The organism is Paenibacillus sp. JT31N7, from assembly GCF_059692095.1.
On the sequence record NZ_JCAUAT010000001.1, the window covers coordinates 161,364 to 186,988 of the forward strand.

The window sequence follows — 25,625 nt, forward strand, 5'->3', positions numbered from 1 at the left end:
ATTTTTTTGTTCAAAAGCGCTGGAAAACACATTCCGTCTGTTCCAACATTTCCAGCGCATGGAACTTTGAGTTGTGCCTCCGTGGCTGCACGGCACCTTATGCGCCTGAAATGGATCGCCGCGGGTCTTCGAAAGACGAAAACTAAACCATACGTTCTACTGAATTCCCGGGAAATTCAAGTCTCCATTCATTGGACTTCATCCAGGTACCTACGGGAAATTCAACCTCCGTCTCTCCCGCGAGAGAGAAGCCGAGCTTCCTGCAAATGGCGTTCGAAGGGGAGTTGGACACAGATGGAAACGCATAAACGACTGTGCCGGGCATATCGTCTCGGAGGATGGCGAGCATGGCCGAGGTTGCGGTTACAGCGATACCGTGCCCCCGAAACTCCGGCAATACGCCCCAACCCACTTCAAAAACATCCTGATCTCTCCAGTTTTGCGCCCAGTAGCCTACGTTGCCCACAGCTTCTTCTCCGAAAAGAATCGTAAACATGCGTACCTTGCCCGGTACGGCTTTCATGTATCTCTGATGCCTGGAAGCTAAAGCCTCTTCCGATTCGGGGCCTCCAAGATGGGCCCACATTTCTGCCGTGTTCATCCGTTTGAGCAGAGGAAGGTCATTTTCGGCCCAGGGACGGATAGAAATTTCTAAGCTCTCCGGCTTACCGGAATGGGGTGTGCTCATCGTTACCTTACCCTCCATTATTTACTAATACCTCTATATTAGAACAAATGTTCTTGTGATTCAATATACGAACTACAAAAAGGCCCGAACTTTTAAGAGTTCCGGCTTCTTTGTCGTCCGCTGCCCGATAGGGCAGTATTCCGGGGACGGGCCGCTTTGTACCATTGCAGGCAAAATAGCGTGATGAGCATAATGTCTGCGGCATCGCCGCCGTAATACATGATCAGCGATCCGGTTTCCGCTTGCTCCGGTGGAACACCGTCAGGCGGGTGCGCGTACAAGTATTTCGCCAGAATTCCGTGTGCGGCCAGAGCAAGAACGAGCACAACGGCCCGGTAAACGAAACTTTTGCGGTGCGGTGCCGGGTCGATGGGAATCAGGGAGGCCGTAAATAAGTAGCCCGCCAGGAAAACATGGGCATGAATCACCACATGGAATAGGAAGCTGTGATGTATCCATGAATATAACGGGGTCAAGTAAAGGAGATACAACCCTCCGATGTTGAGCAAAGAGGCGGTGATGGGGTCACTTAGCAGCGCGAATGCCCGGTGTCTCAACACACCAGAAACGCACCGCGATGCCCGCACAGGCAGCGCTCTCAAAAGCAGCGTCACCGGCGCCGCGAGCGTCAATAAGAGCGGAGCAAGCATGCCGAGCAGCAGATGCCCGGTCATATGCGAGGCAAAATCCGTACGCGCCCGGTCGGCAAGGGGGCCCGCAAGAGCCGCGGCGGCACTCGCGATACCGAGGAACGCATACAAATATCTGTGGAGCGGCCATGATTTATAGCTCCGGCCGCTTTTCAACGCAGTATAACAATAAAGCAGCAGTATAAACAGGAAGGGCAGAAAAGACAGCCCGCTCGGCCATGCTTCGCTGCCGTGATGAACATGACCGCTCACTGTGCACCGCTTCTTTCAGCCGCGTCCACTTCTTTGCGGGAACGGACAGCAAGCATGCTTCCTGCGATGATCATGACAAGCGCCAGCAGGTTCCAAATGATATCGTAGACGGCTACATCGTCTACATAGCGGATTTGGTGGAGTCGCATAAGTTTATGCTGGATCGTCCCGTCATAAAGCTGAAAAATTCCACTGCCGAGAAGCGAGCCACCCAGCCAGCGTTTTTTCACCCAGACGTTCCGCCTGCGGAGGTCGGCAAACAGGAATAAAGCGCCGATCGTTGCAAACCAGCTGAACGCGTGAAACAGGCCGTCGGAAATCAGCCCGATGTCCGAAGTGGACTTGTCATAGAAATGATGCCAATGAAGCAGCTGATGAAAAACCGTCTCATCTAGAAAGGCGACCAGTCCGACTCCGAAAAGAAAACCGGATCCTAAATTGCGGCCAAGGTAGGCGGCGCGCCGTTCCGGACTTTTACATATGTGTCGTGCAGCCATGGGGGGAACCTCCCGATCGAGATAAACGCTAGTCTTTTCTTCCATTGTCACCCTTTCAACAGCGTTTTAATCAGAAAGGCCGTCTTCCGCTTCCACAGGAAAGAGCTTCTAGCAGAGGACACTTTGCAAGGTACGAATAAAAAAAAGCGCCGCTCTCCGTAACCGGAGGCGGCGCCTGAGTGTCAGTCGGCCTGGATATCTACTTTATATTTACTCGAAAGATAGGTTTCCGTTTTCGATGTCCATATGACTTGGGGGTACATTTTACCCGGTTCTGGAGAAGTCAGCTTGTAATGGATTTTCGCGTGCCCGCTGTCGTTCATCTCGATTTTCGTAATCGAGAGGCCGTATCCGGGACTGGGCTGCTCCCTGCGGGTGAGTACGATTTTGTTGATGTCCGCGTTTACCTTTTCGATCGTAAAGCTTACTTCCTGATTCTCTTGATTATCCGTTTGTTCCTTGTGGCGGTCGGTAAATTCAATCGCCTTGGCGATCATACCCGCCGCTTCCATCCGGGTAATGCGGTCCTGCGGATGAAACTCGTTTTTGCCGTCGAGGAAGGCAACCTTCATAAGCAGCAGGTTCTGTATGCTGCCTTGATACGACGGGTTCATCTGATCTTCGTCCGCGACTTGAATATACATCTTGATCAGCGGATAGTCGCCGGTCGCCCGGATTCCCTTATACAGAAGTTGTGCGAACTGTTCGCGGGTCAGCTCGGCCGACGGGTCTGCCGCGAGTTCGACGGGCAAACCGTTTTTTGCGGCGATTTCAAGCGATTCGGCATACCAGGGCGCGTTCGGATTAGTCAAAGTTCCGTCGCCCGCCTTTAACTGCAGTGCCTTGACGATCAAATGTACGCCCTGCACGGATGTCAGCTTGCCTTGAGGGACAAATTTGTCCTCCGACACGCCTTGAATCACTCCTTTGCTCTGTAAAGACTCGATAACGGCGGCATCCGAGCCTTGAACGTCGGAGAACGCCGAAGCGGAAGAAGCTGCCAGCAGAGAGCATCCCAAAGTCAGTGCTGCAATCATGTTCTTTTTATTTTTCATCGTTTAGTTCACCTCAACCTTACTGACGGAAAAAATTTCTAGAAGGTTGCTTGTTCTTGAATCCGCGATACAAATCGTATACCGGTTAAACATCGCCGGCGTTCATAAACCGGATATCTTCGATCCGCACGCAGCATTCGCCCGAAGGAGTCTCGATCGTAAACGTTTGTTCCCGCGATCCCAGCAGGAGATGGCTCCCGATAGGAGATAAGAAAGAAATCCGGTTGCTGGAAGGATCCGTTTTGGACGGGAAAACGATCGAATACGTATCCGACTGGTTATCATCCAGGTATCGGATTTGTACCTTGCTGCCAATAAGCACTTTGGAATGCAGAAGCTCCTCGCTAAATTCGCTGATCAGATTGGTGAGAGCTTCGGAATACTCGTGAAGCCGCTCTTCGGTATAGGTCCGCGATTTGGTCGGGGAGGGATAATAGAGCTCCAGGAACTGATGCAGTTCCTCGTCGAAATAGACGAGCTGGTTAATGAGCTGATGCCGGGACCCCGTCAGACTAAGGTTCATAGTAGATTCCTCCTTCCATCCCCAGATCCGCGCCGGCAATGCCGGTCAGCCTTTCTTTCCAGTTTGTCGTCATAGGGGGTTGCCTCCTTATGTAAAAATAAGACTCCCGGTAGGAGCCCTTCCTTCTATACTATCAGAATTTTCCGTAAAAGCTATCCGTGATCGGATTTCCTTGGGGGAATATGGTAGGATAAATATATCTGTTTCCGTAAGGGTGATGGTATGCTTTATTATTTTCTGGCTCTCTCGCTGGCATCGCTTATTCTTCTGGTTCCCCACCTTCATAAGGAGACGAACCGGTGGGCGGCGTTCTTTCTCTTCAGCGCTTCCATAGGCGGATTGAACGGGCTGCTCCAGCAAAAAGGTTTTACGGGTCTGGCTCACGCATCGGAATTTATCAATCATACGCTGACGCCTTATGGGGTGCTTGTCTTTAGTCTTGTTTACTCGGGCGTTTTGGAAAACAAACCGCGGGCCGTGCGGGCCGTCAAAGGACTGCTGCTGCTGCCTGTTCTGGCCATGTTAATCTATACGGCTTCGAGGGTTGTCTTTGCCATCCATTACGGCCCGCTGCTTTTGTGGACGGCTCCTTATTATCTGGGCGCCTGTTCGCTGCTTGTCCTTTCTCTCCGGAGAGAAGGGAATCCCGTCCGCAAAAGAAACCGGCTTATCACGACGCTGATCATCGTTCCCACGCTGCTTGGCGTACTGCTGTTTATTAACGTGGCTCGTGTGTTATCGCCGGAATTCGATTTTTTTCGCTACGTTTCCGTATTTGTGATGTATTCGTTCGCGGTGGCGCTGCTATGCGTTTTTGTATACGGCGTATTGGGTATCCGGCTCCGTTTTGAAAGGGATTCGCTCGATACGACTATGCAGGCGGTCACATCCGGCACGACGCTGCTCAATCATTCCATCAAGAACGAGCTAGGCAAAATATCGCTTAGCACGGTAAATTTGCAGGGAAACCTGGACGAGAAGGACGAGGAAGCGAAGGAGCATCTTCGGATTATTTCAGCCGCCTCGGATCATATGCTCGATATGGTAGGCCGCATCCATAACCGGACGAAGGAGATTACGCTTAAAGAACGGCCGGTCTCTTTGGATGAACTGGCCTTGGAAGTTGTCCGCCGGCACGGACAGCTATTTGCACGGCAGAGCATTACGGTCCATACTGTCTTCGACTGGCGTCCGGCTGTCAGGCTCGATCCCGTGCATCTAACGGAGGTCATCGGCAATTTGCTCGGCAATGCGGCCGAAGCGATGCCGGACGGGGGAGCGCTTACCGTGACGCTGGCAGCGTCACGTCATGGCGCGGTGCTGAGCGTTGCCGATACAGGCGGCGGAATTCCTTCCGACCGGCTGTCGCGCGTGTTTGAGCCGTTTTATACCACCAAGAAAAAAGCGGCCAATTACGGGCTTGGTTTGTCTTATGTGTACAACGTGATGCAGAAAGCCGGAGGCTCGGTGGAGATTTCAAGCAAACCGGGAGCCGGAACATGCGTCCGTCTTTATTTTCCGCGCAACAAAATCGTTCAACTAAACGGAGAGAAGTCCGATGGAACTTATTAAAATACTGCTTGTGGAGGATGATCCGGATTGGATCAAAGCCATGACTTCCTATTTAAATAAGGAAGACGATCTTCTGGTTGTCGGCGCGGCCGTTCATCCCGATGAGGCAGTCAGTATGGCGGCGAAACTTGATTTCGACGTGGTTTTGATGGACATTCAACTGACGGATCGCGGACTTGACGGCATCTATACCGCCGTGGAAATACTGGAACTGCGTCCGGTCAAGATCATTATGCTGACTTCCGTGTCCGACGAGCATGTCATGACGGAAGCTTTTACCGCGGGGGCCGTCAATTATATTGAAAAAACGAGGTTCCGTGAAGTTCCCCACGCCATTCGCGGCGCCTATCGCCATCCTGCCGCCATGGACGCTCTGTTGAAGGAATTTTCCCGGCTGAAAAGGGAAGAACAGCTGAAAGAGCTGACGGCCGCCGAGCGGGAAGTATTCGAGCTGATCGAAGAGGGCTATACGCAGCCTCAGATCGAGAAAAAGCTCGTGAAGGCGGAGAGCACCCTGAAGAACCAGGTGAATAAGATGCTTAAAAAGCTGGGTGCCAAAAGCAGCAAAGAAGCGGTGGAGAAAGTGCGAAGGCGGGGGATTTCGCGGGATAAGCAGACAGAATGACCCCTGATCCGGCGGTATGGCCGACAAGAGGTTCTACGATTCGTAGAACCTCTTTTTGCCGCGTTCTAAATAAGTTAGAACTGAGCAAAAACGCCATTCTGCCCTATACTGGCGTTAAGACAGCGGAGATAGAAGACGGCTGCCGGGGAGCGGAGAGATGGGGAGACGAAAATTGGCTTATCAAAAGGATTCCGTCATCCTCCTGATAGACGGATCCTGCATCTTGTGTCACGGGATCACCCGGTTCGTGATCCGCAGGGACCCCTCGCGGCGGTTTCGGTTCGCTGCCATCCAGTCGGAGGCGGGCAGACGCCTTCTGAACACGCAGGGGCCGGCGGCAGACGACCCGGATACATTTGTGCTGATCCAGGACGGCCGGGCATATACGAAATCCGCGGCGGCTCTGCGCGTTTTCCGGTGCATGCCGGGTTTCTGGCCGGTACTGGGCATTTTCGCGGCCGTGCCTATTCCTGTAAGAGACGGGGTATACGACTGGATTGCCCGGAGACGACACCTCTGGTTCGGGAGAAGGCCGGACTGCCTTCTCCCTGACTTGGACATCCGGAAGAGATTTATGGAACAAGGGAGGGACACGGACGGCACGGGTAGCGGAAAACCGCCGGGACGCGGAGAGGGGAGAAACGAATGAAGGCAAAACCGATCTACGTGGAGCTCGACATTCAGACAGACATGGAGGCGCTGTGGAAAGCGACGCAGACTCCGGGACTGCATCAGCAGTGGGATCTGCGCTTTACGGAAATAACCTACCTGCCTCGAAGCGGGGATAGGGGGCCTCAACGGTTTCATTACCGGACAAGAATCGGCTTCGGGATGAACATTGCGGGAACGGGGGAGACAAAAGCAAAAGTGAACCTGCTGACCGGGGAACGCATTTCAGGTTTGAAGTTCGGCTCCCCCCAGCGGATCTCGCTGATCCGCAGCGGGAGCGGATATTGGAGATATACGCCCAAAGGCGGCGCTGTGACGTTCGCGACACGCTATACGTACGATACACGCTTCGGAGCGGCGGGGCGCTGGTTCGACCGGATCTTGTTCCGCCCGCTTTTCGGCTATGCGACGGCTTGGAGCTTTGACATGCTCCGCATCTGGCTGGAAAAAGGAATTCCGCCTTCGGTCAGCATCCAGCGCGCTCTGATGCACTATTTCAGTGCGGGACTGCTCGCGCTGCTGTGGGTGTACCAAGGGCTGGTGCCGAAGCTGCTTTTCCCGGGCGGAGGCGAGCTGGCCGTCCTGCAGGCAGCCGGGTGGTTCCCCGGAGGCGAAAAGCCGGTACTCGCCCTGCTGGGCGCGGGCGAAATCGGCATCGGCCTGCTTGCGGCTGCGGCTCACAGACAGGCCGGCGTTTACCGCGCGCAGGCGGCGCTTCTGCTTCTGCTGCCCGCGATCGCCCTCGCCCGGAGTCCCCAGCTGCTTCAAGCGCCGTTTAATCCGCTGACCCTCAGCGGAGCGATGGCCGGCTTGTGCCTGCTGGCGTTCTGGTCGAGGCGGGATCTGCCGCAAGCAGGGCGATGCTTGCGCAAGCCGCGCAGCCATCACAAGGAGGGAGAACTACAATGGCATCCATATACGAGCGGGCGCTAGGCGAGGACTTCGCCAGGCTGCATCCCCGTATCCGGGAGCGGTTCGGTTTCAGCAGCGGGGACGGCGTTGCTTCCATTGGCGAAGGCGTGATGCACCGTATCTGGGCCAGCAAGTGGACGGCTCTCCCGCTGCTGATCGGCACCTCGCGGCACATCATGTTTCCGGAGAGCGGCACGGAAATTCCTTTCACCATCGAAAATTTCGCCTACCGGGACAGCTACGGCCGGGAAACGGTAACCTGGATCCGGAACTTTACGTTCGGACCCAGGGCACGGCATTTCGATGCCACGATGATCTACAGCAGCCGGCGCGGACGTATCGTCGATTACCTGGGGAACAAGCAGCATCTCGCCGTAGATCTTGATCTTGCGCCGGCTCCCAATGGCGGTATCAAGATCCGGTCGGGGAACCAGCGGTTTTATGAAGGCTGGCTCCAGTTTCCTTTTCCCGCCGGATTAACCGGGACGGCCGAAGTATGCGAGTGGTACGACGATGCCGAAGACGTTTATAAAATTTCCGTAAACGTGAGCAATCCCGTCCTCGGCCCGGTGTTCGGCTATCAGGGATCTTTCCGTGCAAAGCTTGTCCCCTGCAGAACGACCGACATTCCGGATCGTGTAAAACCGCTGCGGGAAGAGCGCCGGGAGTGAGGGCGATTTCATTAAATTTTACCCCCGTCCAGAACGGAGTTTTCTTTATTTCACCCTGAATTGACGGGATTTGTGCTTCACCTTCGATGCGAGTGTCAAAAAAGTCCATTAGTTAATGACAAAAAACAAATTGATAGCGTTTTAAAAATCAAGTACAATTAAGTCGATATTTACCATTACATGGAAAGGAGGGTATCTATATCCAGTTTGGATTGATCGGAAGGAGATTTTCACCAAAACACAGCTCTGACATGTTTATGCAGAGCCATACCAAAAGGAGATGATCAAATTGATGAATTGGTTAAGAACGAATGTTTACGCCTCGGGTTTACTGCTCTTGCTTCGTCTTTACGTGGGATGGAAGTGGGCAAGTGCGGGATGGGGCAAGATTACGGGAGGTTTCGATGCATCGGGTTTTATGAAGGGCGCTATTGCGAAACCGGTGACGGATAAGGCGACTAACGCGCTCGTTTATCCGACGTACCATGCTTTTCTGGAAAATGTGGCGCTTCCGGGCGTTAAGGCATTTAACATCCTGGTTCCATGGGGTGAACTTCTGGTCGGTCTCGGTCTGATTCTTGGCGGTCTGACGGCCGTAGCGGCCACGTTCGGATTGATGATGAACTTTATGTACATGTTTGCGGGAACGGTCAGCACGAATCCATGGATGATCCTGCTCGGGTTTTTCGTGGTTGCGGCAGGGGCAAACGCAGGAAGATTCGGTCTCGATTATTACCTGCTTCCCTATTTAGCTTCTAAGGCGGGCCGGAAAAGAAAAGCGGTTGGTTTCAACAAGGACAACAAACCGGCTTTTGAACACGGGTGAAGATTTAGCTTTACGAATGTTTACAAAAGGATCTATTAGCCTTGCCTTAGCGGCAGGGCTTTTTTTCTGTTTGAATCGGATTGGCCCGCCTTAGAATGTGCTGCCAGAAACAAGAATAGAACTTATTTAATACTTATTCCTATATTGTATCATATATTCTTCCAATTACCAGTTGTATCCAATTTAATCGCTGTCCAGTTAGACGATTTCTTCGATTAGGCGAGATTTGGCGGGTTTTGTCAGAAACAATGAAGCCTTTTTTGATGATTGCGAATCAATTGACAGGCTGTAAACGAGTGGGGTACAATTTCTAAACAATAAAAGGCATTCATAACCAATAATGGAAGTATAGGCAGGCGGATTCTTACAAAAGAAAGGAGACTTTCCCGGTTATGAGTTTGGAAAAGGAGCGGGAGCATATGGAGAAAGGCGATAAAAGTCATGCGGAAACGAAAGAAAAACCTGTTCACGTAAGAAGCACCGGCATCCATCTTTCGGACAATCCTCCAACCCCATTTGGTCAAACGGAAGCGGAAACAGTCGGCGAGGCGGAGGATTTTATCAAAGTCACGCCCGTCCGTCATACGATAGCCATGCGCACGCTGCAGAGCGTCCGGGAAATTCCCCACGCCTTAACATCGATTGAGACGGATGTAACGGATCTGGTAAAGCTCCGAACGAAACTTAAAGATGATTTTATGCGCCGAGAAGGCGTTAATTTGACCTATCTGGCTTTTTTTATTCAAGCGGTCGTATCGGCCATTAAGGATTATCCGATGATGAACTCGGTGTGGGCCGTCGATAAAATCATTATGAAACGAAATGTCAACATCTCCCTGCTCATCGGGACGGAAGATTCCGTCCTTGCCCCCGTTATTAAATTCGCGGACCAGAAAAGCGTCTCCGGGATCGCCCTGGAAATCGCAAGCCTGACGCAGAAAGCACGGACGGGCCGCCTCACTCTGGACGATATGCAGGACGGAACGTTTACGATCAACAATACGGGTGCCTTCGGTTCCATCCTTTCCTCTCCGACTATCAATTACCCACAGGCAGCTATTCTGACGATCGAATCCATTGTAAAAAGACCCCGGGTCGTCGACGAGATGATTGCGGTCCGTTCCATGGCAAATCTCTGTCTCTCCAGCGATAACCGGATCCTCGAAGGCCGGGTTACCGGTCAATTCCTGCTTAGAGTCAAGGAAAATCTGGAGGCTTTCCATCCGGATTCCCAAATCTATTGAGGCTCCGGCTCGCAATCCGTAATCTCCCTACACTCCCGGGCCAAGCCGTTCACGATGCTCCAAACGATAAGGAGTGATCCGCTATGTCCTAAAACGGATGCAGATCAAGAGGATAGAACGGTTCAAAAATAAGAATCAAAAACGGAGAATGTGTGATGAGAGAGAAAAACAAGCCAATTCATGTCTTCATTGTGGATAACAGTTCCGGGAAAAATCCCACGATTGCAGACTATCTCAGCCAGTCCGATCAATTCCAGATCGCCGGAATCGATACGGGAATGAAATCGGCGTCTTTTAACCATTTGGGTGTGCTGCCCGAACCGTTCGTCGTCGTTATGCTCATGAGCGATTCCCCGCATTGTGATATTTTATGGATCAAGAAAATGAAAAAAACCTACGCGGATCTGCGGATCATCGTATTGTCCGAATACAACTACGTCCTGTTTTTCCATACGCTTATGGAAGCGGGAGTCAACAATATCCTGAATATGGATACAAAACCGGAACAGGTGGCTCAAGTGATCGAGTGCACGCTGGACGGGCATTTCTTCCTGCCGTATTCTTTCTATCATTTGTTAAATCATATCTCCTCGGTATTCACGGAAGTGGAGATTCAGACGCTGGAGCTGATTGCCCTCGATTATACCAACGCCCAGATGGCCAAGGAACTGAACGTCACCATACGTACAGTAGAGAGCCGGCTGACCAAAATCTATGACAAACTGGAGGTGTCGTCGCGCAGAGGCGCTGTGAAGAAAATTATGCAAATGAAGTGAGCAAAAGGTTCCCCGCCGGACTTTAACCGGTGCAGGGAGCCTTTTTTGATGGAGACAAAACCACATTTTTTATGTGGGTGACCACATTTTAATTTCGGTAGGGGTAGTGATAATTTAAGGACAGCAATCCCTCTAAATATCCCCATTAAATGAGCAAAGGATGTGACCGGACAACGGCAAAAAAGCCATGCGAGAACTCACCGTTTCGTTCAGCTGATGAATAGGCACACGAACATGACGCCCAGTGGAGGTCTGTATGTATCGCTCTGACGAACCTAAATTTCTGCATGATTATTTCTTGAAATTTGCCGCAAGCACTCCGGAATCACTAGCTATTATACACCATTCCGAGAAATGGACGTACGCACGCCTAGCGGAGAAATCCCGCAATTATGCGGAACGGCTGAAATCGACCGGCCTCCGTACCGGGGACCGTGTCGTTCTCGAGCTCGACCCTTCGGCGGATGCGGTTGCCGTCATGATTGCGTGTTCGATCCGGGGATTCGTGTTTGTTCCCCTGAATCCGGACACTCCGCAGGAGCGGCTCGAATCGATCCTCACGCGTACGGGTGCCCGGCTGCATATTCAAAAAGGCCGCAGCCGGAAGCTTTCGCCACAAACGGAAGCCGTGCAGGCTTATCTCGAAGAAGACAGTCTGCTTGTACCGGATATAAGCCCAGCTGCAGGGGAGGATCGTTCTGCGGCTCCTAAACTGCTGGACACGAATCTCGTTTACCTCATCTTTACCTCGGGCTCTACGGGACAGCCGAAGGGCATTATGATGACTCACCGGGCGGTAGTTAGTTATTTCGACGGGATGAACTCGCAGTGCGCCCTGCCTAAGAACACACGGGTCGGTACGGTATCGTCCCTGCAATTCGATTTCAGCCTCCTCGACATGGGGCTGGCGTTCGGTACCGGAGGCACCCTCGTCATCGTCCCGCGTTCGCTCATTTTCCAGCCCAGACGGTTTCTGGAGCACCTGCATCAGCAGCGGGTGGACTTGATGAGCGGCGTTCCTTCCATCTGGAAAAATGTCCTGGCTCACGAGCGTCAGCCGGTCGAGGAGATTCATCTCCATTCGATCTTGTACGGAGGCGAGTACTGCTCGGCGCGGGATCTTCGCAAACTGCAGTCTCTGCTCGGCTTGAAGCGGATTATTAACTGTTTCGGGCAATCGGAATCCATTGCGTGTTCGTTTAAGGATTTACCTCTTCCGCTCCCTGATACGGAAACGATTTCCGTCGGTTCGGGGATGCACAACATCGAGATGCTGCTCGTCGACGAAGCGGGCAAAATCATTCGCGAACCGGGAATCACCGGTGAAATTTACCTGAGGGGAGCTTGTCTGTTTTCAGGCTACTGGCTGGAGGAAGAATTGACGAGCAGCCGGCTGGTCCCTCATCCCGAAATGCCCTACACCGGTGAGAAAGTGTTCAAAACCGGCGACCTGGCATATATGGACGAGAACGGCGAATTTTATTACGTCAGCCGGACCGACAACCAGGTTAAAATTATGGGCTACCGGGTCGAATTGGAGGAGGTGGAGCGAAGACTTCTTTCACATCCGATGGTCGACGGCGTAAGCCTGATTGTAAACGAGGGGAACAAAACGGAGCTTCACGCTTTTACGGTCCTGACGAATCAGGAAAACACACAGGCCGTCCAGCGGCAGCTGCGGGCTTATTGCGCCGAAATTCTGCCGTCTTACATGATCCCTTCACGTTTTATTTTCCTCAAAGAATTCCCGCTCAATACAAACGGCAAGGTCGACCGGAAGGCGCTTAAAGGAATGCAGATTCCAACCCTAACCCGTTAAGGAGATGATCGATTATGACTAAAGAAGACGTGTACGCGAAATTTGTGGAGCACATCCAAAAAACGAACCAGGTGGAAGACCTGCAGATCGACGAGAATGATAATTTGCTGGAGCACGGGTATATCGACTCCTTGTCCATGGTGGATATGATCGTGTTTCTGGAAGAGCAGGTCGGGCGTGAAATCGTCATTGAAGATTATGATATCCGCAAGTTTTACACGCTGAAATCCATTTACGAAACCTTCTTCCAAGACCATCTGGTTTCCTCCAATTAGGATGGTGACTCTATGAGAAGCGAAGCGACTCCTCTCGTCATCGATTATATGTCCACCGAGTTCAGGCAGGACCCCTGGCCGCTTTATACCGCTTTAAGGCAGGAGGAGCCGATTCACTGGTCGGAAAAGCAGCAGTGCTACTTCCTGAGCAAGTTTAAACATATCAAGCAGGTTCTGCTCGATACGGAGAATTTTACGGTCGAGCATCCGTTCCGGACGACCCGCCACCTGTTCGGCTCCACGATCATCGATATGGACGGCAAGAAACACAGCGAGAGACGCCCGATCATGAGCAATCAGTTCAAGCCCAGCGCGATGCAAAAAGGGATGGAGGACGCCGTCAGGCAGGTGATTAAGCGGATTGTGGACGGGATCCCTTCCGGCCGGGAGGTGGATTTTATCCAGGAGGTCGCCATCCCCATTCCGATGACCATCATCATGGAGGCGATCGGTCTGCCGGCCGAGGACGCCATGTGGGTCTATCGCAAGATGCGGCCGATTATTCTCCATCTGGATAACCCCAAAAGTCATTTTCAGGCGGCCCTTGAAGCGAGCGATGAGCTGTACGCTTACATCGAGAACTTCGTGAATGGCGGAACTTCCCGTGGGATGATCACCCATTTCCGGGCTGCGGTGGAGAAGGGACAGTGGACGCAGGAAGATATGAACCGGCACATTCTGCTTCTGCTGTCCGCCGGTTCCGAGACGACGGCCTGCTCCATTGCCAATATCATGGCCATTCTGCTGGACAAACCGGAAGAGCTCGCGCGTGTGATGGAGGATGGCGACTATCTGAAGTCGGCCGTTCAGGAAAGCCTGCGCTGGCAGCCGCCGCTTCATACGACGACAAGAATTTGCAAGAAAGATTACGAGCTGGACGGGGTCGTCATACCGAAAGGGAAGTTCGTTATCCTTTTTCTGGCCAGCGCCAACCGGGATGAGGAGATGTACGACAATCCGGCCCAGTGGATTCCTTCCCGCAAAGAAAAAGTGAATTTATCGTTCTCAATGGGCTCGCACAATTGTCTCGGATTTAACCTGGCAAAGCTGGAGCTTGAGGAAACGTTCCTGCAGCTGTTCGACCGGTTCGGCGGAGTCAAACTTGCCCAAAGCGAACGTCCCGTTATCCAAGGACAAACGTTCCGCATTCCGCAGAAGCTTCTGCTTACCTTTTCGTAAAGCAGGATGCGATAGAGAAGAAACGAGGTTTGGCTATGGTCGGAATCAGTCATGTGCATTATGTGTTGGGAGATTATAAACCTTTGACGGAAATTCCCGAGATGGATACCTCCAAAGAAAATCTGGCCAAATTCCGGATCAACGGGGTCCGGCAGTACTGCGGGTCCGATAAGACGATGTACCAGCTTGCGCTGGAGACGGCCACGGCTACTCTGGACAAAAGCGGACTGGACAAAAACTCGGTTGGCGCCGTTTTCTTCACTACGGGAAACCATCACTGCCGGGAGCTGCACGAGGAGGATTTCGCCGGGCGGCTGCTTGACGAGCTTGGACTTGGCAGCGCGTTTTTTTACGGCGTTTTCATGCAGTACTGCGCAAGCGTTGCGGCAGCCCTTCAGCTGGCGGCCCAGTTTGCGGAAGCGAACGACACGAACGTACTGCTCGTGAGCGTGGATAAAATCCTCGATTACGGACCTATCGTGCGCATCATTCCCGGCGTGATCGGTCTGCACAGCGATGGCGCCGTTTCCTGTATCGTAACGGGCCGGAATCCGCAGTTTACGATGACTCCTTTTCAGACGCTTCAGGATTCTGCTTCGTGGCGGCTTATGTACGGCCAAGAGAAGAAAGGGCTGCAGGACAGTTTTCTTACGAATTCCCGTCTCGTTATCGCCCGGGTTCTCGAAGCGAACAACCTGCCGAAAGAGAGCATTCATCATGTGGTAACGAACAATTTTAATTTTACCATTTCCAAAAATCTTTCCGTATACTGGGAAATCCCGTACGAGAAATTTTTCAGCCTGAACATACCGAGAACGGCTCACTGTCCGGCCGGGGACGTGTTTATTAATCTTCTGGACATGAAGACGGCTGGAATCATTTCCAGGGGAGATTCCATTCTGACGTTCTTTCCGGCTCCCCATTCGTGGATGGGAACGCTATTGACTAAAAATTGAAGGAGCTGAGCATATGACGTTGAGCGTTTTTGATGAAAAGTCAATTTATGGTGCGGATTATTATCTGGCCGGTTCCAAGAACGAATTTCTGATCCTGGAGGACCGTGAAGGAAGACGGAAGCATTATATCGACTGCATGAGCGCCTACGCTTCGGTGAATTTTGGTCACTGCAACCCGGATATCGCTCCGTTCCGCGAGCTGCGCTCGGATATTGCGGCCTGCTTTTACCCGAAAGAAGCGGAGCAGTATGCACAGTGGCTTCTCGGCAAGCTCAAGGCTCCCGGCTACGAGCTCCTGTTTCAGATTGGCGGCAGTATGGCGGTTTCCACGGCTCTTTCCATCGGCCAGCGCGTCAGAGAAGGCAAAATCGCTTATCTCAAAGGCTCTTTCCACGGACTGGGCCTGGATGCGCTTGCCGTAACGAGTGTGCACAAAAATTTTGCCCTGCAGCAAACGCCCCTGTTGGGCGAGCTTGAAAAGCACTGCATCGAAATCGAGCCTGGGCAGACGGATATTCCGTGGGAGACGATTTCGACGTTTATCTACGAGCCGGTGCAGGGAGCGAACGGGTACATTCCCCTTCCGGCGAAGTGGCTGACCGATACGGCCGCCGAAGCCAGGCGGCATGGCGTGGTCGTCGTTTCCGACGAGATCCAGTGCGGCTTCTACCGGCACGGTCATCTCAGCATATCCTGTCACCTCGGAATCGAGGCGGACATTTACTTGTTCAGCAAGTCGATGACCAACGGGCTGTATCCGTTTTCCGCCGTCGTATACCGGGGTTCGCTGAAAGAATCGATCCCGGGCTCGCTGTTTCTCGCCCATACGTTCCAAACTTCGTCTTTAGGCTGCTTTGCGGCCATGGCGGTCGCCGAATATATCGATGCCAGCCGTCCCGAAGAGCTGTGCGGCGAAATCGAAGCGCTGATCCGCGAGCATTTTCCTTTCGAGCTTCCGCTGCTGCGGGACGTCCATCTGACAGGTCCGACGCTCTCCTTCGAAGTCGAAGGCGTTTCCGGAAAGTCGATCGTCCAGCAGTGTCTCGAACGCGGAATTCTGATTTTCACGGGCGGTCCCGCCGGCCAACGCATCCGTTTCGCCCCGCCGCTGACGATTGAGAAGACGAATCTGGTGTACGCCATCAAACAGCTTGCCGATGTGCTGACACACGCGGGCGCGGTTCATTCCATTTAACCTAGAAGGAGAGTGCTGAACATGATTACGGAAGAGAAGGGCATCGACTTATCCACGATCGAGCAGGTCAGACGCCAGTTTGCCAATATCGGCTGCGCTCAGCTTAACGATGCTTCCCAGAAGTACACGGTTCCGTTCCCGACGACCTTTCAGAACCGGACGCGGCATCTTAAACTGTGCGGACCTGTGTATACGGTCAATACGGACAACGATATGCTGCCGGGCCTGGAGGCGCTCAGCAGGGCACCTCAGGGCAGCGTCCTGTTTTTGAACAATGTGAACGAACGTTCCGAAGCGCTCGCGGGAGATATTTACGTGCTGGAAGCGATCCGCCGGAAGCTGGGCGGTCTGGTCATCAACGGCGCCGTCCGCGATATCGACGATATCAATAAGCTGGACTTTCCCGTGTTCTCTACGGAAGTTACGTACGTATCGGCCAAAACGGCGGTTAAGCCGGCGACGAAAGTGCCGGATACTGTCAAGGCCGGGGACATTGTCATCGAGCCGCAGGATTGGATTTTCGGAGACAACGACGGGCTGCTGCTCATTAAGCGCAAATATTTAAACGCGGTTCTTCAGGGAGCCCTTTATGTCGAACAGAGGGAAGAAGAATTGAAGAAGGAAATTTTAAGCGGCAAAAGCATGGCCTCCCTCACGGGGCTGGACGATTATCTGGCCGGCAAGGGACCGCTGAAATTTGATGTCTAGGACGGGATCTCGCTTCCGTCCGGTTATTCTTCCATTTCCGTTAGAAGAAGGGGAATAAAACGATGTATATCAAGGAAATTGTCGCGCTCTGGTTAAAACGGATGGGCATCCATACCGTCTTCGGCATCCCCGGAAGCTATGTGCTTCCGATGATCGACGAAATCTCCCGCAAGGAAATCCGGTTCGTGCTTTCCCAGCACGAATACGGGGCCGCGCTTATGGCGGACGGCTTCGCCAAAGCCGGCGCCGCGCCCGCCTGCGTCATCACGACGACGGGGATAGGAGCCACGAACGCACTCAGCGGAATTGTGAACTCTTTCACAGATTCGCAGCCCGTCATTCTGCTGACCGGCCAGGTTCCCATATCGACATACGGGAAAGGCGCGCTGCAGGAATGTGTCGGTGAAGGGCGCACGTTCGATCTGGAAGCGCTCATGTCCAACGTGACCAAGTATTCCAAGCTGGTGGAGTCCGCGGATCACCTCCTGGATACACTGAAGGAAGCGGAGGAGCACTTGTGGACGGGACGTAAGGGACCCGTACATATCTGCATTCCGATCGACGTGCAGTTCACGGAAATCGATTTTGCCGGGTTCGAGCCGTTCAGCTTCCCGAAGCCGACGGAAATCGTTGACGCCACCGGAGAAGAAGTGAGCCGGCTCGGAAATCTGCTGAAAGAGTCGCAAAAGCCCCTGCTGCTGCTCGGGGCCGGCGCAAATTACGCCCATAACGAAGAAGTCGTCGAGCAGATTGCCGATCTGGGCATTCCGGTAGCTACGACGCTCAGAGGAAAGGGGATTCTCAGCGAGAATCATCCGCATGCGCTCGGCTGTACGGGTCTTCACGGAAAATCGGCGGCCAATTATTATTTGTACCGGGAAGCGGATCTCGTCATCGCGGTCGGCGTGTCCATGAGCGAGTTTACGACGCAAGGCTGGGACTCCATTTTCGATAAAGTCCCGCTGGTGCAGGTTGACATCGATCCGAAGCAGATCGGCAAAAACTACGAGGTGCGCATTGGTATAGCGGCGGACTCGGAGACTTTCCTGCTTGCTCTGTATAACTTGCTGGAAGACGCGTCTTGGGAGAAAGCGACGGCGGCGCTGCGGCAATCCAAGCACAAATTTGCCGATGCCGACCGGGAGAAAGATTTGACTTACGTCTCCGCCGTCGAAGGCAAGCTTCATCCGGTGCAGGTCATCGAAACCCTGCAAAAACTGCTGCCGCAGGGCAAAACGATTTGGGTAACGGACCCGGTCTCGTGGACCGAAACCCATTTGCTTTCGAAAGGCGCGGGCACGTATATCGAGGGCTTAAACGGCGCGGCCATCGGGTATGCGCCTCCGGCCGCGATCGGCGCCAAATGCGCCAAGCCCGATTCGTATGTCGTTTCGATCTTCGGAGACGGCGGTTTCCGCCAGACCGCGCTGGAAATGGCGACGGCCACATCCCATGAAATACCGGTGCTCTGGCTCAACTTGAACAACGAGAAGTTCGAGTCCATCAACAATGCCCAGAAATCCTACTACAAAGGCAACGTGGTAGGAACGTCGTATAAACCGATCGACTATGTGGCCTTTGGCGAGTCCATGCTGATCGATACCATCCGTGTGACAACAGTAGAAGAGCTTCAAGAGGCGGCGAAATCGTTTCTGCATGAAGAGCGGCCGCTGCTTCTGGACATTATGATCGTGGGTTCGGTCGTGTCCGCGCCTAAATTCAGGCAGCTCGCCAGGTACAAAACGTGGAAGCTCACGACAACCCGGAAGTCTTCCGAGGATATGAAAGAAATCGTCAGCTATTTTCTGAAAAACCGGTATTAAAAAGCGGGATACGTATGAAAGGAGACGCGCTTATGAGCGGTGGAATAACGGAAAACAGAGCCAGACTGGACAGTACCGCGTCCAGTGTGCGGAGCGTGTTCGACGCAAGAACGGTGGGAGCCTCGCACCGCAGACTGGCTGAGCTTCTTGAGCCGGGGCAGTCGGTACTCGATGCCGGCTGCGGGACGGGAGCCATTACGAAAGGGATAGCGGAAGCGGTCGGTCAAGAAGGCCGTGTCGTCGGAATCGACAATAACGAAGGACTGATCTCATACGCCCGGGAAACTTTCGGCGGGCAGGCGTCGCTTGACTTCGAAACGGCGGATATCCACTATTTGCCGTACAGGGGCGAATTCGACATCGTGACGACGGCACGCGTGCTTCAGTGGCTGGCCGATCCCCGGCAGGCGCTCGGCCAGCTCATTGAAGCCGCGAAACCGGGCGGACGCGTGATCGTGCTGGATTATAATCACGACAAGATCAGCTGGCAGCCGGAGCCGCCCCCGAGCATGAAGGTCTTCTACGCGGCCTTTCTGAAATGGCGTTCCGATGCGGGAATGCGCAACGGGATAGCCGACGAGCTGCCCGACGTTTTCGCGGACCTGGGGCTCGGAGATATCCAAAGCAGCGAACAGCACGAAACCGTGTCGCGTGAAGACGAGAACTTCCTTCGGCAGGCCGGAATCTGGGCGGACGTTGCGGCAACCCGCGGTGTCCAGATGGTGGCGGACGGCTACTTGTCCGAGCACGAACGGGCGGCTGCCGAAACCGAGTACCGGCAGTGGGTAGAAACGGAAGCGGTCTCCCAGACGATGTATATGCTTGCCGTCGAGGGAGTCAAGCCGGAATAATCCTGGCCGACAACTGACCGGAGGCCGCTAGGCAGGCGGTCTCCGGCACAAGTCGGCGGAGATTTTCAAGCGGGAGGGAGCTATGGACACTCGGATTACGATCTTGGATACGACTCTGCGGGACGGCACGCAAGGTGAAGGAGTCAGCCTGACGGTCGAGGATAAGCTGAAAATCGCCAAGCGGCTGGATATGCTGGGGGTTTCCTTCATCGAAGGCGGCTGGCCCGGCAGCAATCACAAGGATGTCGAATTTTTTGTCCGCGCCAGAGAGTTGAACCTGCAGCAGGCGAGGATTACGGCGTTCGGCTCGACCAGGCGCAAGAACAGCTCGGCCGAGCGTGACGCGAACCTCCGGCAGCTGCTGGATATCGGGGTAGGCACGGCGGCGATTTTCGGCAAATCGTGGGATTTTCAGGTTCAAACGGCGATCCAGACGTCGCTCTCCGAAAATTTGAACATGATCGAGGACACGGTCCGCTTTCTGAAATGCAGCGGAATAGATGTGATCTACGATGCGGAGCATTTTTTCGACGGCTTCAAGAGCAACCGCGCCTACGCCATGTCGACCATCCGAAAAGCTTACGAAGCCGGAGCGGACTGGATCATTCTCTGCGATACGAACGGAGGAACTCTTCCGCATGAGGTCGCGGCGATAGTCGCTTCCGTCAAAGAACAATTGGACTGCCCGCTCGGCATTCACGCTCATAACGATTGCGAGCTCGCCGTAGCCAATACGATCGCCGCCGTCATGGCGGGCGCCGCACAGGTGCACGGAACGATCAACGGCTATGGCGAAAGATGCGGCAACGCCAATCTCATCTCGGTTATTCCGAATCTCCAGCTTAAGCTGGGCCTGCCGGTTATAACCGGAGAGCAGCTCGCCGGACTAACAAGTACGGCGCGTTATGTGAGCGAGATTGCGAACATGCACATGCCCGTGAATCAGCCTTTTGCCGGACATGCGGCCTTTGCTCACAAGGGCGGTGTCCATGTTTCGGCTATTTTGCGCGACTCCAGCACGTATGAGCACATAGCACCCGAACTGGTTGGGAACAGGCAGCGGGTTCTGGTTTCCGAGCTTTCCGGCCAGAGCAACCTTGTTTTCAAGGCTCAGGAACTCGGTCTGGAGCTGGCAGCGAACAACCCGAATACGAAAATCCTTATCGAACGCGTAAAGGAGCTCGAGCATCAGGGCTACCAGTTCGACGGGGCTGACGCCTCCCTTGAGCTTCTGATCCGGAGCGTGCACGGGAATCTGGAAGAAATCCTTACCTTGGAGTCGTTTAAAATAACGGTCGTCAAATCCGTCGACCAGGCGATTTTGTCCGAAGCGGTTGTGAAGGTCAAGGTACACGGAGAGTCGGTGTATAACGCGGCCGAAGGCAACGGTCCCATCAACGCGCTGGATAACGCGCTCCGCAAATGCCTGATGCAGCACTATCCGACTCTTCAGACGATGCACTTGTCGGACTATAAGGTCCGCGTGCTCGACGACAAAGACGGGACCGCCACGAAAGTCAGAGTTCTGATCGAATTTTCGGACCGCGAAGAAACCTGGAGTACGGTCGGCGTTTCCGAGAACATTATCGAAGCCAGCTGGCAGGCTTTGTGCGACAGCATCCGCTATGCGCTGCTGGATGTCAAGCCTGCGGAGAACAAGCGGGCCGAGGGGATTAAAGAAGCCGTCGGTCTCGTTAATCACTGACAAACTAGTCAAACAGATAGAGAGAGGTGAGCACCATGTCTACGAAACAACCCAAAGAAGGGAAAGCGGCTCATGCTTCCGGTGCCGGGATTCAAGGACCCGAACGGACCCGGATGCCGCTGGCCGTATATTTCCTAGCTGTGAGTATTTTCATTATTTGTACCGCCGAGCTTCTGCCGATGGGCCTGCTGCCGCAGATTGCCCGGGATTTCAACATGAATGTGTCGAGCGCGGGTCTGCTCATTACGGTTTACGCACTCGGCGTCGCGATCGGCGGGCCCCTGATTACGGCCGCGACGGGAAGAATCGAGAAGAAGAAGCTGTTGATAGCCCTGCTTCTTCTATTCGTTGTCGGATCCTTGATCAGTGCGGTTACGACCAACTATTACCTGCTGATGGTCGGACGGCTGTTCTGCTCGTTTGCTCACGGGACGCTTGTCGGTGTGGCCATCGTGGTGGTCCAGCGGCTTGCGCCTCCCGGAAAAGAAGGCAGCGCCATCTCTTATTTGACCGTGGGTTTGACGGTTGCCACCATACTGGGCGTTCCGGTAGGGACTTTTATCGGCAACAGCTACGGCTGGCGGATGTCTTTCTATGCCTTGACGATTGCGGCTGCCATCTGTGTTATCGGAATGGCATGGCTTGTTCCAACGATCAAGTCCGGCAAAGCCGTCGGGATGGCTAAGCAAACCCGGGAAATTTTCCGCGCGAAGCCTCTTATCGCATTGCTGACGACGGTTTTCAGCTCCGGCGGCTTGTTTGCCGGTTATACGTATATCGCGCCTTACCTTGAAGAAATCACAGGCTTTACCCCGACAGCGGTTTCTCCCATTATGCTCGCGTTCGGGATCGGTTCCGCCATCGGCAACATCGCCAGCGGAAAGCTGGCCGATAAGGGCCTGATGAAGACGCTGCTCGGTTCGCTGGCAGCCATGATCATCACGATGACAGGCTTCGCCCTGCTGGGACAGGTGCCTATTCTGGCCGTGATTTTCTCCTTCCTCTGGGGACTGACCGGTTTCGCTATCGTAACACCGCTGAATATGCTTGTCCTGCGGAAAGCAGGAGACGCGGCGGATCTGGCGGCTTCTCTCAATATTTCCGCCTTTAATGTAGGCAGTGCCATCGGAGCCGCTGTGGGCGGAGTTGCCATCAATACCGCGCTGGGACTCCGTGGAGCGCCGCTGTCCGGCGTGGCCATCGGCTTGATCGGCGTCCTGTTCGCCATTACGCTGATGTGGATGGACCGCAAATCGGCCTGGCGGCAAACCGTAACCAAAAGCAGCACCTGAACGATCGGTGGATCAGTTGAGGGACTTTTAGACGGGAAGGAAGTGTGGCGGAATGAATGATTTCAAGAAGGAACACGGCAGGCCGCGCAAAGCGATCGTCATCGGCAACAGCATGGCCGGAAAACTGGCCGCTCGGGTTCTGTCCGATTACTTCGATACTGTGACGATCATCGAGCAGGACCCTCAGCCGGAAGGGCCTTATCCTCGTAAAGGCACACCGCAAAGCTATCATACCCACGGGCTTTTAAAAAGCGGTGAAAATACGCTCGATAAGTTTTTTCCCGGTATTATGCAGGAGCTGGAGGGCCATGGCGGAGAGAGACTCGATTTTATTCGGGATATTTCCTGGGTTTACCAGAATTTTCACTTCGTCCGGTTCAACAGCGGGTTCGAGGTAGTTTCCCAAAGCCGCCCCCTGCTGGAATGGCGGGTTCATCAGCGGCTGCTGCAGCGCTCCAACATCGAATTCGCTTATTCGCACAGAGTCGTTCAGTATATGAGCAGTCCCGGCGAGAGCCGCTTTACGGGTGTCGAGACGGAGAATCTGGTTACCAAGCAATCCGAGCGTCTGGAGGCCGACCTCATTATCGATGCGGCGGGTTCGGCGACTAAAACGCCGGATCAGCTCCTCAAGCACGGCTTTGATCCTTTACCGCAATCCGAGGTGCATATCAATCTGGCTTATGCCACACGAATGTACGAGCGAGATCCTTCCGTAAATCACGACTACAAGTCCGTGATCGTGTTTCCGAATCCGCCGGAAGTGTCCAAAGGCGGCCTGACTTTCCCGATAGAAGGCGACCGCTGGTCCGTTACCCTAGTCGGATACGGAGATGAAAATCATCCGCCGCGCGATGACCAGGGATTCCTGAATTTCGCCAAGTCCTTAACACATCCGCATTTGTATGACCATATCAAATCGCTTAAACCGGCGGGCGATATTCATGTGTACCGGTTTCCGAGCCAAGTGCGCCGGCATTACGAAAAACTCGACCGTTTCCCGTCAGGACTTGTTGTCATTGGGGATGCCTTCTGCCGGTTTAACCCGGTTTTCGGGCAGGGCATCAGCATCGCTTGCCTGGAAGCGCTGGAACTGCAAAAGGTTCTGCAGGAAGTCCGTTCGGGCAAGATCACTGCCGAGGTTATTCCGTCCGTTCTCCATAAGCGGTTGTCGGCGCTGGTTGATCCTACGTGGATGACGGCGACCTCGGATGCGTTCCTGTATCCGAATACGAAGGGGAAAAAGCCGGCCGGCCTCGGTTTTATGCAGTGGTACGTCCGCAGACTGTACCGCCTGTCCGAGTACGACGAGGACGTGTACGGGAAGTTTATCCGCATTCTGCATATGGTGGAAAAACCGACCGAACTGTTCAAACCGGCGATGATTTACAAAGTCATGCGGGCCAAAATGCCCAAGCCCGTCAAAAAAACGCCCGGCAGCCCGATAAACCGGGATCGCGAGCAAACCTTGTAGTCCGTAATCTGTTCAAATTTGTACAGACAAACACAGGAACGGGAGGAACGGAAATGAGCACTATTCGTCATCTGGTATTATTCAACCTGAAGCATGAGGAAGGTTCGGCCGAAGCGGAAAAGTTTTTGAGCGACGGAAGAGAGCTGCTCGCCTCCATTCCGCAGGTGCAGAAGCTTCAAGTTTTACGGCAGATCAGCCTGGAAAACGACTATCAGTACGCGTTCTCGATGGAGTTTTCCAGCCAAAGCGATTATGACGAGTATACGGCCGTTCCGCGGCATATCGAGTTTGTGGAGCAGCGGTGGCTGCCGGAAGTGGTACGTTCCTTCGAAGCGGATTTCGAAGTACACAGCTAAAATCCGGCAGGCAGTGAAGTCTGATTGCTACGGAATAACAAAAGAAGCGCCTTTCATGACGGTCGCAAGGAAGACCCGATTGAAGAGGTGCTTCTTTTTTCTTTTTACTTCCGGGAGGACCTATAAAAGTTAGACCTGTTTGACCGGGAGGTCTTTTGGTATTCTCGACATGAGCGAGAGGGCGATGGGACGTTTCTTCCAGGCGAAAGGTCTCTGGTTGACAACGAAACATGCAGATGCTAGCCATTAGCAGAAAGGAGGAGCGGGATGAAAGAAACAGCGGGCGTTAGCGGAAATAACGTCTGGAGCTTTATCCTGTCCAAACTGGCTGCAGCCGGTACATTATTTATCATTTTTATCGCCGTAACGGTAGGGGAAGCGGATTTGTACAAAATTTCGGAAGGTGCCCGGTTCTCCTTTTTTTGGTGGCTCCTATACGGCTACGCCATTACTTTTTCCGTGATTGCCGAGTCGGTTCTGGTGAAATTCTTTCCGCAGGCAAAGGTTGGCGTCCGGATGATCGTATACGGTGCCGGAGGATTTGCTCCGTTCGTTGTCCTTTTTTTTAACACGCCTTATCTAGCGATTCCCGGTCTAATCGGATCTCTCTGCGCGCTTTTTTTCTATGCGGCGGATTCGCTGTTCAGAAGAACGAAGATGTTGTCGGCGGTGGCAGGCCTATGTATTCCGGCCGTTCTGCTTATATTTGCTGGGGGCGATTTCACGGAGACGAAACAGTGGCAGGAGGTTTGCACCCAATCGTCTTACGAAGTAAGCTTTGCTTATTTTAACGGGGAAAAAGCCGTTCCGGTTCCTTTGAAAAAGGGAGAAACGGCTCTGTTGACCTATTCGTGGACGATGAAAAGCGGCGGATACGGGATCCGGTTTACGGACGTTAAGCAGATACCCGGAGATCCGCCGGAAGATAACAAGATTCGCATCCATGCCCCCGAATCCGGCATTTCTACCCTTATACTAACGGGAGATCATGCGGAAGGGACATTCCGGATGGAATGGAAGGCGGAGTAGAAC

General features: G+C 53.6%; 26 protein-coding genes. 21 read left to right on the forward strand and 5 right to left on the reverse strand.

Features of this window, described 5'->3' with window-relative positions; all coding sequences use genetic code 11:
* Positions 1–142: 142 nt before the first annotated feature.
* The 5 genes from AC58P5_RS00680 to AC58P5_RS00700 all read right to left on the reverse strand — a co-directional run bounded on the left by AC58P5_RS00680 (position 143) and on the right by AC58P5_RS00700 (position 3,665).
* Positions 143–688, reverse strand: coding sequence for a GNAT family N-acetyltransferase (locus AC58P5_RS00680; protein ID WP_497383954.1), 546 nt, complete (start codon positions 686–688; stop codon positions 143–145).
* A 92-nt stretch (positions 689–780) separates the two neighbouring features.
* Positions 781–1,590: a cytochrome c oxidase assembly protein gene (locus AC58P5_RS00685; protein WP_497383956.1), complete on the reverse strand. Its 810-nt coding sequence runs from the start codon at positions 1,588–1,590 to the stop codon at positions 781–783.
* Positions 1,587–2,087 carry a DUF2243 domain-containing protein gene (locus AC58P5_RS00690; protein WP_497383958.1) on the reverse strand — a complete coding sequence of 167 codons (501 nt, stop codon included), beginning with the start codon at positions 2,085–2,087 and terminating at the stop codon, positions 1,587–1,589. The genes AC58P5_RS00685 and AC58P5_RS00690 overlap by 4 nt, the downstream gene beginning before the upstream one ends.
* Positions 2,088–2,269: 182 nt before the next feature.
* Complete coding sequence (locus AC58P5_RS00695) at positions 2,270–3,142, reverse strand: S-layer homology domain-containing protein (RefSeq protein WP_497383960.1); 873 nt, start codon at positions 3,140–3,142, stop codon at positions 2,270–2,272.
* A gap of 85 nt (positions 3,143–3,227) precedes the next feature.
* Complete coding sequence (locus tag AC58P5_RS00700) at positions 3,228–3,665, reverse strand: GreA/GreB family elongation factor (RefSeq protein WP_497383962.1); 438 nt, start codon at positions 3,663–3,665, stop codon at positions 3,228–3,230.
* Positions 3,666–3,887: 222 nt separating this feature from the next.
* Between AC58P5_RS00700 and AC58P5_RS00705 the strand changes: the two genes are divergently transcribed.
* The 21 genes from AC58P5_RS00705 (at position 3,888) to AC58P5_RS00805 (ending at position 25,622) form a co-directional block, all read left to right on the forward strand.
* On the forward strand, positions 3,888–5,237 hold the full coding sequence (locus tag AC58P5_RS00705) for a sensor histidine kinase (RefSeq protein WP_497383963.1): 1,350 nt from the start codon (positions 3,888–3,890) through the stop codon (positions 5,235–5,237).
* Entirely contained in the window at positions 5,224–5,862 is a 639-nt protein-coding gene (locus AC58P5_RS00710) for a response regulator (protein WP_497383965.1), read from the forward strand. Before AC58P5_RS00705 ends, AC58P5_RS00710 begins: the two co-directional genes overlap by 14 nt.
* Positions 5,863–6,019: 157 nt before the next feature.
* Positions 6,020–6,511 (forward strand): thiol-disulfide oxidoreductase DCC family protein, encoded by a 492-nt coding sequence (locus tag AC58P5_RS00715; protein WP_497383967.1) that lies wholly within the window; start codon positions 6,020–6,022, stop codon positions 6,509–6,511.
* Positions 6,508–7,464, forward strand: coding sequence for a DoxX-like family protein (locus AC58P5_RS00720; RefSeq protein WP_497383969.1), 957 nt, complete (start codon positions 6,508–6,510; stop codon positions 7,462–7,464). Before AC58P5_RS00715 ends, AC58P5_RS00720 begins: the two co-directional genes overlap by 4 nt.
* Positions 7,437–8,114 (forward strand): DUF4166 domain-containing protein, encoded by a 678-nt coding sequence (locus tag AC58P5_RS00725; protein ID WP_497383971.1) that lies wholly within the window; start codon positions 7,437–7,439, stop codon positions 8,112–8,114. The genes AC58P5_RS00720 and AC58P5_RS00725 overlap by 28 nt, the downstream gene beginning before the upstream one ends.
* 292 nt (positions 8,115–8,406) lie before the next feature.
* Entirely contained in the window at positions 8,407–8,940 is a 534-nt protein-coding gene (locus AC58P5_RS00730; RefSeq protein ID WP_497383973.1) for a TQO small subunit DoxD, read from the forward strand.
* A 392-nt stretch (positions 8,941–9,332) separates the two neighbouring features.
* Complete coding sequence (locus tag AC58P5_RS00735; RefSeq protein WP_497383974.1) at positions 9,333–10,184, forward strand: 2-oxo acid dehydrogenase subunit E2; 852 nt, start codon at positions 9,333–9,335, stop codon at positions 10,182–10,184.
* 155 nt (positions 10,185–10,339) lie between these two features.
* The gene (locus tag AC58P5_RS00740) at positions 10,340–10,960 is read left to right on the forward strand and encodes a LuxR C-terminal-related transcriptional regulator (protein WP_497383976.1); all 621 of its coding nucleotides are present in this window, start codon (positions 10,340–10,342) and stop codon (positions 10,958–10,960) included.
* A 256-nt stretch (positions 10,961–11,216) separates the two neighbouring features.
* Positions 11,217–12,779, forward strand: a complete 1,563-nt coding sequence (locus AC58P5_RS00745) for an amino acid adenylation domain-containing protein (protein WP_497383977.1) — start codon at positions 11,217–11,219, stop codon at positions 12,777–12,779.
* 14 nt (positions 12,780–12,793) lie between these two features.
* On the forward strand, positions 12,794–13,054 hold the full coding sequence (locus tag AC58P5_RS00750; protein WP_009673659.1) for an acyl carrier protein: 261 nt from the start codon (positions 12,794–12,796) through the stop codon (positions 13,052–13,054).
* A gap of 12 nt (positions 13,055–13,066) precedes the next feature.
* On the forward strand, positions 13,067–14,233 hold the full coding sequence (locus tag AC58P5_RS00755) for a cytochrome P450 (RefSeq protein ID WP_497383978.1): 1,167 nt from the start codon (positions 13,067–13,069) through the stop codon (positions 14,231–14,233).
* A gap of 35 nt (positions 14,234–14,268) precedes the next feature.
* Entirely contained in the window at positions 14,269–15,189 is a 921-nt protein-coding gene (locus AC58P5_RS00760) for a 3-oxoacyl-ACP synthase (RefSeq protein ID WP_497383979.1), read from the forward strand.
* A gap of 13 nt (positions 15,190–15,202) precedes the next feature.
* On the forward strand, positions 15,203–16,384 hold the full coding sequence (locus AC58P5_RS00765) for an aminotransferase class III-fold pyridoxal phosphate-dependent enzyme (protein ID WP_497383980.1): 1,182 nt from the start codon (positions 15,203–15,205) through the stop codon (positions 16,382–16,384).
* Positions 16,385–16,405: 21 nt separating this feature from the next.
* On the forward strand, positions 16,406–17,092 hold the full coding sequence (locus AC58P5_RS00770; RefSeq protein ID WP_497383982.1) for an RraA family protein: 687 nt from the start codon (positions 16,406–16,408) through the stop codon (positions 17,090–17,092).
* Positions 17,093–17,154: 62 nt separating this feature from the next.
* On the forward strand, positions 17,155–18,915 hold the full coding sequence (locus AC58P5_RS00775) for a thiamine pyrophosphate-binding protein (RefSeq protein ID WP_497383983.1): 1,761 nt from the start codon (positions 17,155–17,157) through the stop codon (positions 18,913–18,915).
* Positions 18,916–18,947: 32 nt separating this feature from the next.
* Positions 18,948–19,766 carry a methyltransferase domain-containing protein gene (locus AC58P5_RS00780; protein ID WP_497383984.1) on the forward strand — a complete coding sequence of 273 codons (819 nt, stop codon included), beginning with the start codon at positions 18,948–18,950 and terminating at the stop codon, positions 19,764–19,766.
* An 82-nt stretch (positions 19,767–19,848) separates the two neighbouring features.
* Positions 19,849–21,471 (forward strand): citramalate synthase, encoded by a 1,623-nt coding sequence (gene cimA, locus AC58P5_RS00785; RefSeq protein ID WP_497383986.1) that lies wholly within the window; start codon positions 19,849–19,851, stop codon positions 21,469–21,471.
* Positions 21,472–21,506: 35 nt separating this feature from the next.
* Positions 21,507–22,763, forward strand: a complete 1,257-nt coding sequence (locus tag AC58P5_RS00790) for an MFS transporter (protein WP_497383987.1) — start codon at positions 21,507–21,509, stop codon at positions 22,761–22,763.
* A gap of 52 nt (positions 22,764–22,815) precedes the next feature.
* Positions 22,816–24,237 carry an FAD-dependent oxidoreductase gene (locus AC58P5_RS00795; RefSeq protein WP_497383989.1) on the forward strand — a complete coding sequence of 474 codons (1,422 nt, stop codon included), beginning with the start codon at positions 22,816–22,818 and terminating at the stop codon, positions 24,235–24,237.
* Between the two features lie 53 nt (positions 24,238–24,290).
* A complete protein-coding gene (locus AC58P5_RS00800) occupies positions 24,291–24,593 on the forward strand; it encodes a Dabb family protein (RefSeq protein ID WP_009673837.1) in 303 nt (100 codons plus the stop codon).
* 267 nt (positions 24,594–24,860) lie between these two features.
* The gene (locus AC58P5_RS00805; RefSeq protein ID WP_497383990.1) at positions 24,861–25,622 is read left to right on the forward strand and encodes a hypothetical protein; all 762 of its coding nucleotides are present in this window, start codon (positions 24,861–24,863) and stop codon (positions 25,620–25,622) included.
* The last annotated feature ends 3 nt before the right edge of the window (positions 25,623–25,625 follow it).

Bases quoted from the DNA above. Each gene is read 5' to 3' on its own strand.
- cimA (WP_497383986.1), top strand. From the start codon at position 19,849: ATGGACACTCGGATTACGATCTTGGATACGACTCTGCGGGACGGCACG.
- AC58P5_RS00700 (WP_497383962.1), bottom strand. From the start codon at position 3,665: ATGAACCTTAGTCTGACGGGGTCCCGGCATCAGCTCATTAACCAGCTC.
- AC58P5_RS00760 (WP_497383979.1), top strand. From the start codon at position 14,269: ATGGTCGGAATCAGTCATGTGCATTATGTGTTGGGAGATTATAAACCT.
- AC58P5_RS00745 (WP_497383977.1), top strand. From the start codon at position 11,217: ATGTATCGCTCTGACGAACCTAAATTTCTGCATGATTATTTCTTGAAA.
- AC58P5_RS00720 (WP_497383969.1), top strand. From the start codon at position 6,508: ATGAAGGCAAAACCGATCTACGTGGAGCTCGACATTCAGACAGACATG.
- AC58P5_RS00790 (WP_497383987.1), top strand. From the start codon at position 21,507: ATGTCTACGAAACAACCCAAAGAAGGGAAAGCGGCTCATGCTTCCGGT.
- AC58P5_RS00780 (WP_497383984.1), top strand. From the start codon at position 18,948: ATGAGCGGTGGAATAACGGAAAACAGAGCCAGACTGGACAGTACCGCG.
- AC58P5_RS00705 (WP_497383963.1), top strand. From the start codon at position 3,888: ATGCTTTATTATTTTCTGGCTCTCTCGCTGGCATCGCTTATTCTTCTG.
- AC58P5_RS00695 (WP_497383960.1), bottom strand. From the start codon at position 3,142: ATGAAAAATAAAAAGAACATGATTGCAGCACTGACTTTGGGATGCTCT.
- AC58P5_RS00805 (WP_497383990.1), top strand. From the start codon at position 24,861: ATGAAAGAAACAGCGGGCGTTAGCGGAAATAACGTCTGGAGCTTTATC.
- AC58P5_RS00775 (WP_497383983.1), top strand. From the start codon at position 17,155: ATGTATATCAAGGAAATTGTCGCGCTCTGGTTAAAACGGATGGGCATC.
- AC58P5_RS00795 (WP_497383989.1), top strand. From the start codon at position 22,816: ATGAATGATTTCAAGAAGGAACACGGCAGGCCGCGCAAAGCGATCGTC.
- AC58P5_RS00765 (WP_497383980.1), top strand. From the start codon at position 15,203: ATGACGTTGAGCGTTTTTGATGAAAAGTCAATTTATGGTGCGGATTAT.
- AC58P5_RS00690 (WP_497383958.1), bottom strand. From the start codon at position 2,087: ATGGCTGCACGACACATATGTAAAAGTCCGGAACGGCGCGCCGCCTAC.
- AC58P5_RS00770 (WP_497383982.1), top strand. From the start codon at position 16,406: ATGATTACGGAAGAGAAGGGCATCGACTTATCCACGATCGAGCAGGTC.
- AC58P5_RS00800 (WP_009673837.1), top strand. From the start codon at position 24,291: ATGAGCACTATTCGTCATCTGGTATTATTCAACCTGAAGCATGAGGAA.
- AC58P5_RS00710 (WP_497383965.1), top strand. From the start codon at position 5,224: ATGGAACTTATTAAAATACTGCTTGTGGAGGATGATCCGGATTGGATC.
- AC58P5_RS00680 (WP_497383954.1), bottom strand. From the start codon at position 688: ATGAGCACACCCCATTCCGGTAAGCCGGAGAGCTTAGAAATTTCTATC.
- AC58P5_RS00735 (WP_497383974.1), top strand. From the start codon at position 9,333: ATGAGTTTGGAAAAGGAGCGGGAGCATATGGAGAAAGGCGATAAAAGT.
- AC58P5_RS00725 (WP_497383971.1), top strand. From the start codon at position 7,437: ATGGCATCCATATACGAGCGGGCGCTAGGCGAGGACTTCGCCAGGCTG.
- AC58P5_RS00750 (WP_009673659.1), top strand. From the start codon at position 12,794: ATGACTAAAGAAGACGTGTACGCGAAATTTGTGGAGCACATCCAAAAA.
- AC58P5_RS00740 (WP_497383976.1), top strand. From the start codon at position 10,340: ATGAGAGAGAAAAACAAGCCAATTCATGTCTTCATTGTGGATAACAGT.
- AC58P5_RS00730 (WP_497383973.1), top strand. From the start codon at position 8,407: ATGAATTGGTTAAGAACGAATGTTTACGCCTCGGGTTTACTGCTCTTG.
- AC58P5_RS00755 (WP_497383978.1), top strand. From the start codon at position 13,067: ATGAGAAGCGAAGCGACTCCTCTCGTCATCGATTATATGTCCACCGAG.
- AC58P5_RS00715 (WP_497383967.1), top strand. From the start codon at position 6,020: ATGGGGAGACGAAAATTGGCTTATCAAAAGGATTCCGTCATCCTCCTG.